Raw genomic sequence first — 14,217 nt, 5'->3', positions numbered from 1 at the left:
ATACGGCGACCACAGATATATACACGCGTCAGATCGACGGCAGCCTCCGATCTGTAGAAGAGACAGCGGTAAACCGTACCCGCCACCGTTCGTGCTTCCGCCGGCACCACCGTTACCACCAGCGCCGCTGCCAGCAAGTCCAGCACTACCGCCATAGGCACCAGCGCCTGCGCCGCCGGCGGCGAACGCGCCGCCGCCACCGCCGCCACTCGCGCCCGCGCCATCTCCACCTGCCACTCCAGCTCCTGTGCCGCCGCTACCGCCAGGCGTGCTCGGCACGCCCATATCGGAGCCGCCATTGCCACCAGTGCCCGGTGTGGTTTGTGCGTGAACACCAACCGGCGCGATGCTCAAAATGAGAGCAATGGCACTGCTCAGCACGAGTGGACGCAGCTGCGCGTGCGTGGAGCGAGTAGCCTCACCCGATATGCCTTTGCTCGAAGACAATTCGGAGGCCACTTGAAACGCACGCAGGGCGCGGTTCCAAACCAGTCGATACGTGTGATTCATGGGTTTCCCTGCAATAAGGAATGGATCTTCAAAATGGGATGCGCAGTCGATCGCGCGCGATCACCGAATAGGTAAGGCGAAAGTCACATGCATGCCTGCGGGACACGTTATGCGCAGCATCGACGAGTGCCATCGATGAAAGTCGCGAAGTCATGCCGCATCGCAGAAGGCGAACAAGAGCCGATCCGTATTGAGTTGCGATGCCGGCAAACGCCGTCGCACAAGACATCGAACGAGACCAGCCATGTGGGCTGGCCTCGCTCGAGCGACTTCGCACCGCTAGTGCTGGTTAGTGACTGACGCCTGCGGAGGTATTGATGCCCGACGTGACCATGCCGCCCTGAAGCCGATTGGGCTGCACAGCTGAGCCTGCAGGAACCAATACAGGAGCACCATTGATGTCAACGACAAGCTGTGAAGTGAAGCCACCGCTGCCGTCACTCAGCCACTCATACATGGTGCCGGTGGGTGTCACCCACAGTACGTCTGCAAGGCCATCGCCATCAAAGTCTGCAATGCTGGCCATCGTGTAACCCGCCGGAACACTGAGCGTCTTGACGGACGTAACCGCGTAGCCGTTCATCGTCCACAGTTGCAGCTGATTCGTGGCAGGGTTCGTCCAGAACAGCGTCGTCACACCATTGCCTGCAAGATCACCGGCACCAAATAGCTGGAATCCAACAGGCGCAGACTGGATTTGCTGGCTGACAAAGCCACCCTTCTGGTTATTGATCCAGGCAAGAACAGTGTTGTTCTTCGGATTGGTAAGGATGAGGTCGGCATAGCCATCGCCATTGAGGTCTGCCAGATGGGGAACATCGCCAGCAGGAATGCTGATGTTGGGCGATTTGGTCGTGCTGAAGTGATACGTATTCTGAAAGTGGATTTGCACGACAGCCATGTTCAGCTGCCACCAGCTGACTTGGTTGGTGTTGCTATCCCACCAGAACAACTCGTCGGAACCCACGTTGTCGAAATTGCCGGAGCCGATCAAAGCCCATCCTGTTGGATACGCCGTACCTACCGCCGCTGGGTAGTAGTTTGATCCAGCGCTTGACGCGCCGCCGAAACCATCCGATAGCCAAACATAGAGCTGGTGATCCGGCCCCGTCCACGCGAGATCTGCAATAAGAACGCCTGCATTGAAGGGGTTATCGATAGCAAAGAAGTCGCCAGCGCTTCCGATCGTGTAACCGGGCGAACTTGACTGAGTCGCATTGGTCAGAACCACACTGCCCTTCATGCCAAGCTGCATGAATGATCCCGTGGTGGAATTGACGATGGCGATATCGCTATAGCCATCGCTCTGCGCTGTATTGGCCAGCGAAAGGTAGTCATACGGTGCGACATAGCCGTGTTTGAACGGCTTGTAGAATCGCGATACTGCATTGACCAGATTGGCAACATTCACGCTGCCCAAACCCGTGGCCATGCTGTACCCGGGCGTTGCGTTCCAGGCCGGATCCAGGCTGTCGAAGCCACCGGCACTCAGCACGCCAAAGGGTTGGGCCGATCGACTGTTAAAGCAATCGCTGGTTCCCCCATAGCAGGGGGCGTCGTTGTTGCCGACGGTGACGTTGTTAAAAACACACGCACTGCTAACGGCCGTGCCGTTGCTCGAATTGCACGCCGAAATCAATGCCGTGTTCGGCGCACCGATGGTGCCGTATTGCTTGGTTCCAAGGTTATAGAGCACTGGAAGCATGTTGCCATTGCTCTGGCCCGTCGCCTGGTTGATCAGCGCCTGCACGCCGGCCATCGCTGGAGCTGCAAAAGAGGTACCACCTGCGCTGTTGTAAAGCACGTTGTCGGGATTGCTATAGACGCACGGCGTGCCACTCTGAGTCGCGTCGGACATGCAGAAAACAAGTGCGTGACCAAACAAGCCGTTGGCAGCAAACAGCGAAACGTCAGGTAATGTGCGGGTTCCCTCGTCGGTTGCGCCATAGACGCCCACCTGAGCCAACGGCAAATTCCAGTAGCTGCTCGGTCCGCCGCTGCCGCCACGCGTTGTCAGGAGCTGCTGACCCACGGCGCTGTTGCACGCTTGCACGCCATCGGTGTACCCCAATACGCCGACCACGACGCTGCTGGCGCAGGAGTCGTTCCAGGTCATCTCGGGAATGTAGCCAACGGCCGACTGCCCGAGTGCCAGGTTTGTCGAAGTCCAGTATCGACTGTAATTGGAGAAATCGTTAAAGTCGGTTCCGCCGACCGCAACATTGAATGGTGTTGATGCCATTCCATTGACGGAAATGCCAAAGTTCGCAGCCGCTTGATTGTCGTTACATCCAGCTGAGCCGGAATCTCCCGACGACACGAATACCGTTACGCCCTGTGCAGCAGCCTGCTGCCAAAGCTCCGCCGCGTTGAGGACTGTGCCGTCCAAAAGGCCGTCGACCTCGCATTCGCCATAGCTCAGGCTAAATACCGATGGAATTGTGCCACTGTATCCGCTGAGCAAATTCTCGGCGGCCGTAAAGGGGCCGAACGTGGGGCTTTGGCTGTCATCGCACGACGCGAAAACGATGTTGGCGTCCGGCGCCGCCGCGCCTGCCCACTCGGTATCCAGTGCAGCTTCACCCTCATCACCGTTCAAGCCCGGATCCGGGCAGCTAGCGTCGCCCGCACCCTGTAGTGGGTGTATGTAGCTCACATTGCCCAAGGCATTGGCTGGTAGGAAAGCTGATCGAAACGTCCGCACATCTGCCGGAAGCACGTCAGTGCGCTCCAGTACCGCAACGGTCTGACCGGCGCCTCGTACTGGCGTTGACTGATTCCACAGTGGTGCGACGTTGTAGATCGCATTGAAGTCCTGCGGAGCAACGTCGTATGTAATGTTCGGGTCGAGCGTGCCGCCAGGGACCGTGAACTGATGGGAGGCATTGGTCGACGTAACCTTTGACCATCGCCCGGTTTTCTTGTCCTTCATTACCGTAGCGACATCCACGTGCTGCGGCTTCGGGAAAAAGTTGTTCAATGACGATACGCCCGCCACGACCGTCGCCAGAGCGGCTGGCAGCTGCAAAGGTCCGCTATTGGAAAAATGCACTTCTCCGTTGACGACGTAACGATGCAACGACGTATGGAAAGCGCCACTTATGGCGGCGGACGTACCTGAAAAGTGAATCATCATTCCGGTGGGCGAGACGGAAGTCACCCGCAAGCCTTGCCCCTGCAACCAATTCTTGACCTGGCCAATATCGGCTTGCGCTGGGCCAAACATGTCGCCAATTTGAGCGGGAGTAAGCCAATGATGAAAGTAAGGCGAGCTCGGATTGGTTAACGCTTGAATATAGGCGTTGAACTCAGTTTGCTTCGCATCGCTTCGCTTCAATAGAACCGTTACGTTCCGAAGGGTTTGCGTGGAAGGCAGCGCACCCGCGTCATTCTTGAGCGTAGCTAACGCTGGCGGAATACCTGCCTCCACGAGCTTGGTATTCTCGATTGGGTGAGTAATTCTCGGCGAATCGGCCGTGAAGCTGGGAAGATAACCCGCCATCTGCGGCGCGGCTGCGTGCGCCTTGAAAGGTAATGTTGCAGCCAAGAGCACAGCGAAGCCTGCGAAACATCGTTCGCATTGATCTTTCAACATGGAATCTCCCCGTTAGAACTTGAGCAAGTTGATGCTTTTCTTAGCCAAGCTCGAATTGAAAGACGCTCCCTTTTCGTCTCAATTCGATACGGCGCTGGCTAGTCATTGAACGGTAGCCATGATGCAGTGCGTTCGTCACGCACCCATCTATCGCGAGAAACTCACGCAATTCTCACCGAGCGCAGCATTCCGAGCCTGCGCACAGCCGGATCGGCGGAGTTCTTGCAGCCGAAACCCCGGTTGGTCGGCGATTTGACCTGTACGGACCGCGACCAGCCACTACAATTCGCATGCTGGCAAGCCGCGGCGAGCCATCACGGATTCCCACCACCTGGCGACAGAAAGCTAAGGCAATAACAAGTGCGTAGCGCTGAACGGATGCAGTACTGCGCGGTAAAGGCAAAACCATGCTGCAAAAGTTTTTTTCAGCCCTTCGACAGATTCCCGTTAAAGACCCGGTGGACCGGCGGAACGCCATTTTTGTTCAATGGCTGTTGATATTCGAGGGGTTGCGCAAGCCCTTGGATAAACTTTATCTGTTGACGTTTGACTGGTCCTTTTTGCGTAGCTTCTATTACGACAAGGCACGCTGCGGCCCTCAGGCTGCCATAGCAATAGACTTGGGCACTGACATAGCCATTACCCTGGCGTGCTGGCTTGGCCTATTTCTGATTCGCAAGGGCACGTTTCGACTTGCGGTGAAGCAATATCTTGGCGTGATGCTTGCCTCCGCAGCACTCGGCTACGTTGCATTTGGTTACCAGGCAACGGGTGGCAACATCGCCATGATCGAGGTCTTGGCGCTAAGTGGGCTTATGCTCGGTCGGCGCGCGCTATGGCTAGTGTATTTCACCGAGATTTCGATTTTTGCAGCCAGCATGGCTGCTGACCTTCTCTTTCATACCAACCTTACTGCAGCAGCCATCAAGGAAGGCTTCGCAGCACTACCTATTGCTGCACTCGGCTATCTTCTCATTGCGTTGATCATCGACCGAAGCATCTATGCTTTGCGGCAAAGCTTGGATGAAGCCAACGCCCAGCGTGAACAATTGCAACGCGAAATCATTGAGCGCGAAAAAACACAGGAGCAGCTACTTCACGCGCAAAAAATGGACGCGATTGGAAAATTGGCCAGTGGCTTGGCGCACGATATCAACAATGTGCTCGGTATCATTCTTGGCTTCACGATGGAACGAGATCGCGTGGAACAGGACGGAGAAATCTCCGGGGCGGATGCTATGGCATTGGCCGATGCCCTCGACGGCGTAGAGCTTGCTGCCAGACGCGGCGTTGCGGTATGCCGAAAGCTGCTCAACTTCTCCCGCCTTGACATTACAAACATCGAGACATTCGATGCCTGTGAAGCGTTACGTGCACTGAAGCCACTACTTCAGCAGCTTCTGGATCCAAGCATGCGCCTGACAATCAGCACGCCTTCCGTGCCGCTCCTGATCGACTTCGACCGAAGCCAGTTTGAGCTAGCCCTCTTGAACCTCGCGACGAATGCGCGCGATGCCATGCCAAATGGTGGCCTGCTATCGCTCGTTCTCTCGAAAAGCACGGCCTTCCATGTTGTCCTGGAAGTGAGGGACTCCGGAATGGGCATGTCCCCGCTCGTCATGCAACACGTCTTCGAACCCTTCTACACCACCAAGCCCGTCGGCCAAGGCACAGGCCTCGGCCTAAGCACGGTTCACAGCCTCGTCAAGAAAGTTGGCGGCTCAATAACCGTGGAGAGCTGGCCGGGTCAAGGAACCAGCTTCCAGGTTGTTCTGCCTATGTCTGCCACGCCCACTTAAGCCACTCGCTTCATAAAGTCCGGTCCAGAAATACTGCCGCACTTCATCTCGCGCGAAAGCAATAGCTGTTGAGAGTCAGCATCACGGCGGCGCAAAGCTCATCTGCCCCCTGCGTGGCGCGACAAGGACTCAATCTTCCGCCAACAAATATCCAGCACCATGGACGACATTGAGCGGTAAAGGCTGCCCTGCAGACGCGAGGACCTTGCGCCGAAGTCGATGGATCAGCGAATCCAGTCGATGAGGATCGAACGTATGGATGTTGTCGGTCAAGGCGGCAATGAGCACGTCGCGCGAAATCACCTGCGAGCGGTACTTCATGAATACCTCTATGAGCCGGCGCTCGGTCCTACTCAGCGTCACTTGACTACCTGTCGGCGAAACCAGAATCCATCCGTCTGAAGTAAGCGACCATTGATGGTCATGCACTACTGCCGGAGCCTGAATTTGAAGCCTTCGAGCCACACTAAACAGCGTGGCCACGAGAAGATCGATGTCTATCGGTTTTGCCAAATAGGCATCAGCTCCATCATTCAAACCTCGAACGCGATCAGCCGCTGCGGAACGCCCTGTAAGCATGACGATACCCGTCGCGGGTAGATCGGTGCGAAGCCGCCGTGCGACTTCAAACCCATCACTGTCTGGAAGTCCGATATCCAGCAGCACAATGTCAGGCTTGCTTGCCGCAATAGCCATCCACAACTGCGAAACATAGCCAACTGCAGACACTTCAAATCCAAACTGCGTCAGTTTGGGCTTGAGGATGCGCTCACGAAGTAACTCATCATCCTCCAACACAAGAATGTTGAGAGGCTTGGGTGAAACGCTAGTGCTGATGGACCGAGAATCGGCTTTCATAGTTGAACGCTATCGAGTACATCTAAAGGCGCAAGGTTCTCGCAAGCCCGCGGATGCGGCCCTGCAGAGCCTCGATCAGCGTGCGCATTTCGCACGAGGCGCCAGATTACTACAGCGCTTGACTGACGTGTTTGCCATGATTGCAACACCTAGCACGTTGAATATAGATCGCGATTGGATAAAAAGCGCACGAATCCGCAAATATATTCATTCCGCCCCGTTCTGTGGAATTAGGGTGACGCCACTTAAAGGGATGACCTCGAAAGGCCGTATTGGATGCCAGGAGCGTTGCACGCAATCGAGTCACGGGGTGCAATATTCTCAGGCGGACGCTTCGCGATTGAGAGAAAATGCACAACCTAAACGCTTAAGGCTGGCAGTCGAAATTTTAAAAAGCCCGCCAGCCACTTTTCTGATCAACGGGAGTTTCCGTGAGCCTCTCGGACACAGCAAGATCTAAGAAACTCAAGCGCGATCTCCCCATGGTGCAGACGCGTACATATAGCCTGCTTCCTGTGCTAGCCGCCATCTGCTACCCCTTACTTCTAGATCTGTTCCACGCCGCTATTGGCCCGCCAGAAGCTCAGTTATCGGCATCAGGCATTCTTGCGGCCACCCTGATTCTTGCGTGCGTCCTAGCCGTTCCTGCATTGGGCGTGTTCTTCGCTGCACGCACCAGCGCAAGCACTAGTGCACGGCGGCTAGCCTTCGCCTGCGTTGCCGCGCCGACCATCTACGTATTTCTTGGTGTGCTGCAGGCGATGGCGGGAAGCGCTCTTCCAGATGAACTTGTCTGGTGCGTTTTCTGGTTGGCCGTTGGGGTATGGACCTGGTCAAGGCCTGGTACTCAGCCAGATGGTCAGCCCAAGGCCAACATCGCGCGCTGGCGTATCACGCACGGCATCACTGGTGCGATCGTCTTTATCTATGTCGGCTTCCACATCATCAACCATCTTTTCGGCTTGATCGGTCCGCAAGCGCACGCAGAGGTGATGGATCTGGGAAGAAAGATCTACCGCGCCCCGCTTGTCGAGCCACTACTAGTAGCCTTGATGCTCTTCCAGGCCACTAGCGGTCTTTATCTAGCGTGGCGTTGGAGCGCGTCGCCGCTTGATTTTCATAAGACGTTCCAGGTCGCTTCTGGCGTCTACCTTTCGATGTTCATCGTCGGCCACATGAACTCGGTTTTCTTGTATGCGCGCACGGTGCGCCACATACCGACGGACTGGGCGTTTGCAACCGGAGCACCAACTGGGCTTATTCACGACGCCTGGAATATTCGCTTGGTTCCACACTATTTGCTTGGCGTGTTTCTTGTATTGGCACATCTGGGCTCAGGGCTCAGGACCGTCTTGATCGCCCATGGCTTCACGCGGATTGCGGCGAACCGCGCCTGGATCGGCTGCACGCTGGCAGGCGCAGTGATTGCGATTGCCATCCTGATAGGAATGTGCGGCGGCAGGATTGCCGCCCTTTGAAAGGTGCCGGACACGGGCAAAGCCTGCTCGGCGGCTCGTACAACTCGCATTCGAGAATGCCGTTTGTTACGACGAATTGTCGTTTTTCATCGTTTTTTGAACGTTTTTATCGTCAACAGAGCCGCGCGACGTGGCGAGCGATATTTTTTTCTCCAATCCAACCCTCCACGCATTCTCTTTGAATCGCGCCGCGTTTAGGATTGCGCGCGCAGTGCGCTCTTAGAGACGGATTCTTTCATGTGTAACCACTGCGTGGAGGCGGTATGGGTAGGGTGGGCATTCTGGGCCGTTGGTACCTGGCGCGTCGCGGAGTCGCCGCCCTCCATGGAATCGATCGATTTCTTTATTCATCCCCGGCATCTGTGCGAAATAGGATGACCGACTTGCGCCTCTTGGCTAGAACAGCTATCCGCACGCTTACTCAGCTGCGTGCGCTGAAGATGCTGGCGCTGCTTGGCATGCTGCACGCCTCTGACGCGCTTTGCGCATCACCAACCCCTTGGCGACTCGATCACTACAGACACACCGCCTTTTCTGTCGATCAAGGCGCACCCAGTGAAGTCAGTTCGATGGCGCAAACAAGCGATGGTTACCTCTGGGTTGGTGGCGCCCAGGGGTTGGCGAAATTCGACGGACTGAAATTTACGCGTTTTGTGCCCGCCGAAGGTGAGCGGCTTCTTTCGTCGCAGGTCATGGCATTGCTGCCCGCAAGGGACGGAGGCCTATGGGTGGGGTACGAGGCCAATGGCGCGAGCCTGCTCAAGGATGGCCATCTCACCCATTACACGACCTCAAAAGGGTATGACATCAATCTGACCTATCGCATTTTTGAAGGATATAGCGGGCGCATTTACGCCCTAGGCTCCGGTCGACTCCTGGCTCTGGAAAAAGATAAATGGATACACGCCACCCCGTTGCCTTCTGCCAGTCCGGTGAACGCAGCCACCATCGACGGCCGAGGAATTCTCTGGCTGGCGACCAATGACGAAATTCAATGGTGCAAAGAGTATGACTGCCAACCGCAAGCGGCGGGTTTCAAGTTAACGCATCTAGTTCTTGGCCTGAGCGTATCGCCCACGAACATTCTTTACGTGGGCCAGGACAATGGCCCCACCCGCCGCTTTCGCATTGAAGGCACGCGTCTGGTGGAACTTTCGGAGTTGCCCGTGTCGACCGTCGCGCCGGTATTTGATCGGCATGGAGGCGTATGGCTGCCATCCCTTGGCGCGGGCATGATGCGCCTGTCCCCGCGAGCCGGCACTCAAAGCCCGGACTCCAATGACTTCATCACCGAGACGTTCAAGAAGACGGACGGCCTTACTGGCGATTTTGTCTGGCCCGCGCTGGTCGATACAGAGGGTGACGTCTGGACTGGCACGCAAGAAGGTGTTGATCGGTTCCGAGAGGCGTCGCTGGTGAATGTTTCAGCACCAGCGGGACTGCAATCGCCCAAGGTCGTCCCCGCCGCCAATGGAAAGGCATGGGTGGCAAGCAGTCTCCCGCTCATGCAATGGGATGGCTCATCGCTGCGCCCCACAAAATTGGGTCCCTATGCGTTTGCCATGTGCACTGACAGCAGTTCTGGCAAGACGTGGCTAGTGTATGACGATGGCCTGTGGGAATTGACCGAAGATGGCTTGAAGCACGTAGCGCCCATTGCTCCGGATGCTGCCAAGAGCAGAGCCTATCTCTTGGGCTGCCGGAGAGACGGCAGCTTATTGTCACTCCAGCGGCGTCCTGCGGGAGGATTCGAATGGGTGAATGGAAAGTGGATCAGGCAACCCGCCGCCGATTACGCAAACATGATTCTGGCAACATCGGACGGTAAATTTCTGCTGGGCCATCGTAGTAACCGACTTCTTGTTCTCGATGGCGAAAGCCAGAAGGAATACGGAACCGCGGATGGTTTGGACATTGGCGTGATCAAGGCCGCCGTAACCTTGGGTGACGTCGTTGTTCTCGGTGGGCGTGGCGGCCTGGCGTCTTTCAAGGATGGTCGTTTTCAATCGCTGGTTGTTGCCGGAAAGAAACACTTCGCCGAGATCACAGGGTTAGCAATCGATGACGCCGGCGCGCTATGGGTGCACATGCCCGACGGCGCTGCGCGCATTGACGCAGATGAGATAGCAGTCGCACTGAAAAATCCCAGTCACGCCATGAATTATTTCTGGCTGGGGCACATTGATGGCATGTCTGGTGTGCCAGCGCAGGATGTGCCTTCACCCTCACTGTCAAAGGGGTCGGACGGGCGCCTCTGGTTTACTTCGCAATCGGGCATCACATGGCTTGACCCTGGTGATATCGTCGTGAATCAGGTGGTTCCAAAGCTCAAGATCGACGGACTGATCGCGGACGGCACTCGATATCCGACCAATCAGTCCCCCCTTTCCGTTCCTCCGCGTCCATCGACCGTCAAGGTCGAGTTCAACGCGCCACTGTTGAGGGCGGCTGAGGGTGCAAGGTTTACTTACCGCCTCGATGGCGTGGACAAGGACTGGCAAGAGGCGGGAAGCAGCCGAGAAGCGCAGTACTCGAATCTTGGTCCCGGGGATCACACATTCAGGGTGCGCGCGGCGAACGAAAGCGGCGTATGGAGCAATAGTGAAGCCAACCTTGTGTTTCACATCCAGCCCGCTTTTTACGAGACATGGTGGTTTCGCACCCTTTGCGGCCTCTTGATCCTCTTCGCCATGTGCATTGGCTACGTGATCCACATCAGGCGGGTGACGGAAAAACTTCGGATACGGGAAGATGAGCGCGTCCGGATCGCCCGCGATCTTCACGACACGCTGCTGCAAAGCGTTCAAGCCATGCTTGTTCGAGTTGAAACGATCAAGGACAGAACGACCGACGCCTGGGCAAAAGCGGAGGCGGAGCGGGTCGCCGACTGGGGGCGACAAGCTGTCTCCGAGGGCCGCACAAAAGTCGGCAAGCTGCGCGCAGCACTCGACGAATCGGCTTCGCCCATTCGTGATGCCGTCGAACTCCTGGAGAACTTGAGCGAGGCAAGCGGCTTGACTCTCCACGCCAGTTTGGCTGGCACAGAGCGACCACTCCGCGCCTCGGCCGCACAGGAGGTCGCGAGCGCCGTACGAGAAGTAGTAACGAATGCACTAAGCCATTCCAACGGACGCAATGTCTGGCTGTCGATCACTTACGGTGACGCAGACTTTGTTGCCGTGATCAAGGACGACGGCTGCGGAATCGACGAAGCGGCACTTGCCGCCAGCACGCGAAGCGGACACTGGGGGCTCAAGGGTGTGCAGGAACGGATATTCGAGCTTGGCGGCACCTTTACCATCAACTCCGCCTGCCCTGTCGGCACGGAAGTAACGATGTGTGTTCCTGCGCGCAGCCTGTACAAACGATCGACGGCCGCGTCTCGTGCGTAGCTTTCGGTAGATACGTCGGTTTGCCGCCAAGACCTGGGTAGCCAAGAGCGATAGGTGTCCGCCGCATCGTTGTCGGCGTGCCGAGCGAACGTCGCTGGGCGCTGATGGGACGCATGTTTGACCGGACTTATTCCGGGAGAGGCTCAAGCGCCGTCGTTTTTCACAATCACTTGGAAATTGTAAGTTGTACCCATTAGGGTGCCGCGCCGTTGTTCGACCATCCATACAGTGACACTCGAAGCAAGACTCAACCACCTGCGACGAGAGCTGCCATGTGCTGTGCTTACGGTCAACGTCTTGGTCAATCGTTCGGGGTGCCCAGTCCCGCAACACTCTTAGCCACTCCTGTACGGCATGCCGTCTTTGCCATGACGGACATCCGTCGAAACGTCCCAATGCAGGCGCCCAGTGCTCCTTTGCCACGCGATCGCTCCTATTTGATTGCCGTAAACCTGAAGCCTTTGCAGGAGCACGAAATATGGCTCAACGGCGAGAGCGTCAGCGGTGGCCCGTTGTCTGAGGGAGCCGTGATAGCAACGGACTTGCAACAGGACCCGGTGTTCTTTGTTGCGGGTCCGTCGCACTTGATCTGGTTCCATGTCCCCATGGAACTACTGTCGATCGATGAGCGCGCGGAAAGCTGTGCATTGTACTGCGCGACGGGCAAAGCCATCGACGACCCGTTCGTGGGCGTGCTGGCCCGGACTATGCAATCTCTGCTTACTTGCGGGCATCGACCCAGCCAGACGCTGGTGGATCATCTCTTCCTGGCGTTACGCGGACATTTGCTGGATACCTACGCCACAACTCCCACAGAGCAGGCGCGAGGTAACAACAGAGGGCTCATGCCATGGCAACATCGGCGCACCACCACGCTGATCATGGAGAACCTCACGACTGGCGTTTCGCTCCAGGTGATGGCTGACGCCTGCCAGCTTGCACCGAGCACCTTCTTGCGCGCGTTTCGCAACACCTTTGGCGAAACACCGCATCAATGGCTCATTGGCAAGCGCATTGACCGGGCGCTGGATCTCATGACGGACCGCTGCATTTCACTTGCGGATATCGCGCTGTCGGTAGGTTTTTCTGACCAAAGTCACTTCACGAGGGCATTTGCCGGCCGGATGGGCGTAAGTCCTGGTGCCTGGCGCAGCGCGAGCGCAGGATCGTCGATTGCCTTGGCAGAATGATGTTGCGGGCTAGTCCATGAAGCCGCGTCGCAGGGCGATGGTCACCGCGTGGGTACGATCCTCGGCCCCCAGTTTGTCCAGGATACTTTTCATCCGCGCCTTCACGGTGTCTTCGGATATGCACAACGCTTGAGCGATACCCCGGTTGCCATTGCCCTCCGCCACCAGGCGCAGCACGTTGAGTTCGCGCGGTGTAAGCACCTCGTAACCCTCATGTGCGTGCAAATCCTGAGCAGCCTCCCTGGTCAGAACACGGCGGCCAGCCGCAGCGGAACGAATGGCCGCAAGCATGTCCTTGCGATTGGAGGTCTTCAGCAAGTATGCAAGAGCGCCAGATTCAAGGGCGCGTCGTACGCGCGCGTCCCCGGGATAGGTGGTCAACACGACTATGCACGCGTCGGGGTACAGGGCACGAATGGCCTGAATCGCCTGCAGGCCATCGGCCTTTGGCATCTGGAGGTCCAGAAGCGCGACATCCGGGAGCAATTCCCTGTATCGATCCAATGCTTCCTGGCCATCAGAGGCCTCACCCACCACCTCCATGTCCGGCTCCAGATCAATGGATGATCGGAGACCGTCCCGCATGATCGGGTGATCATCGGCCAAAAGAACGCGGATGGTCTTTTCTGACGTGTCCAAACCAGGTCCTGCCACTGGGTTAAGCCAATTTACTGCGTGATGATCGACCCGGTCCGCCATGGGCGCAAGGCTCAAATGGGTAATGGTTGCTAAAGCAGCTTTCCTTTTAAAAAATGCCTCCGCATCAGTGTGCCGAGCTGACCTTTCCGCAGAAAAATGACCGCCCCGTCGAAATTGACGGACCTAAAAAGAAAAGGTCGCGCCCAATTACCCGACGCCCATTCAAACGAATAAGCGGCGCTACTTTCCTTCAATCCACAGAGTGCGGCTGAGCAGCATGCTTGTATCCGCGAAAACTTTGCGTGCGCACTCGCAGCCCATTATCTGGTGCCACTCGCCACGCCAATCCTCATGTGTCAGGAGCGCATCATGTCCTTTGTGAAAACTGCATTTTTTATGAAAAACGTACCTAATTGGGAGCGAGTCGTTCGCATTCTTCTGGCCATTGCCATCGTCATTTTAAGCGTCTCTTTCCTACCCTCTCCATGGAACTGGATTGTTGCCCTGTCGGGCGCGTGTTTCGGTGTCACCGGTGTTGTTGGCTTTTGCCCAGCCTGCGCGCTTGTGGGGAGGCGACTGGAACGCAACAACCAGAACAATTGGTTATGAAATATCGCCACCTGATCTTTTGATCGTGGCGCTCATGGTGCGCCGCGGCGTCGCCGATCCGGTGTCGCGGTCGGGCCCGCCGCCCCCTGGTTCACCAGCTGAAACCACCCCCCACGCCCACGCGAGCGGCCCAGCCCGAGGCGGACG

The 14,217-nt window shown here is 57.0% G+C and carries 9 protein-coding genes; 5 read left to right on the top strand and 4 right to left on the bottom strand.

Annotation, left to right across the window (positions count from 1 at the left end):
- Positions 1-299: hypothetical protein (locus DK366_RS21545; RefSeq protein WP_232820988.1), on the bottom strand; the 299-nt coding region annotated here is incomplete at its 3' end.
- A 500-nt stretch (positions 300-799) separates the two neighbouring features.
- Positions 800-4,105 (bottom strand): protease pro-enzyme activation domain-containing protein, encoded by a 3,306-nt coding sequence (locus DK366_RS09375; protein WP_109125271.1) that lies wholly within the window; start codon positions 4,103-4,105, stop codon positions 800-802.
- Positions 4,106-4,512: 407 nt separating this feature from the next.
- Here DK366_RS09375 and DK366_RS09370 point away from each other — a divergent pair, with 407 nt between their 5' ends.
- Positions 4,513-5,904, top strand: coding sequence for an ATP-binding protein (locus DK366_RS09370; RefSeq protein ID WP_109125270.1), 1,392 nt, complete (start codon positions 4,513-4,515; stop codon positions 5,902-5,904).
- Between the two features lie 129 nt (positions 5,905-6,033).
- Here DK366_RS09370 and DK366_RS09365 read toward each other — a convergent pair whose 3' ends face one another.
- Positions 6,034-6,762, bottom strand: a complete 729-nt coding sequence (locus DK366_RS09365) for a response regulator transcription factor (protein WP_232820987.1) — start codon at positions 6,760-6,762, stop codon at positions 6,034-6,036.
- A 431-nt stretch (positions 6,763-7,193) separates the two neighbouring features.
- Here DK366_RS09365 and DK366_RS09360 point away from each other — a divergent pair, with 431 nt between their 5' ends.
- The 3 genes from DK366_RS09360 to DK366_RS09350 all read left to right on the top strand — a co-directional run bounded on the left by DK366_RS09360 (position 7,194) and on the right by DK366_RS09350 (position 12,822).
- Positions 7,194-8,240, top strand: a complete 1,047-nt coding sequence (locus tag DK366_RS09360) for a hypothetical protein (protein WP_198651494.1) — start codon at positions 7,194-7,196, stop codon at positions 8,238-8,240.
- A gap of 374 nt (positions 8,241-8,614) precedes the next feature.
- Complete coding sequence (locus tag DK366_RS09355; protein ID WP_198651493.1) at positions 8,615-11,632, top strand: sensor histidine kinase; 3,018 nt, start codon at positions 8,615-8,617, stop codon at positions 11,630-11,632.
- Positions 11,633-12,000: 368 nt separating this feature from the next.
- The gene (locus DK366_RS09350; RefSeq protein ID WP_157956487.1) at positions 12,001-12,822 is read left to right on the top strand and encodes an AraC family transcriptional regulator; all 822 of its coding nucleotides are present in this window, start codon (positions 12,001-12,003) and stop codon (positions 12,820-12,822) included.
- 9 nt (positions 12,823-12,831) lie between these two features.
- Here the strand turns inward: DK366_RS09350 and DK366_RS09345 are convergent, their stop codons facing one another.
- A complete protein-coding gene (locus tag DK366_RS09345) occupies positions 12,832-13,461 on the bottom strand; it encodes a response regulator transcription factor (RefSeq protein WP_255412583.1) in 630 nt (209 codons plus the stop codon).
- Between the two features lie 369 nt (positions 13,462-13,830).
- Between DK366_RS09345 and DK366_RS09340 the strand changes: the two genes are divergently transcribed.
- Complete coding sequence (locus tag DK366_RS09340; RefSeq protein ID WP_157956486.1) at positions 13,831-14,070, top strand: DUF2892 domain-containing protein; 240 nt, start codon at positions 13,831-13,833, stop codon at positions 14,068-14,070.
- Positions 14,071-14,217 lie beyond the last annotated feature (147 nt).

Origin of the sequence: Dyella sp. C11 (assembly GCF_003121485.1) — a bacterium.
Taxonomy (GTDB): Bacteria; Pseudomonadota; Gammaproteobacteria; order Xanthomonadales; family Rhodanobacteraceae; genus Dyella.
The sequence above is the reverse complement of the archived record's forward strand: the minus strand, read 5'-3'. Positions and strand labels throughout refer to the sequence as shown.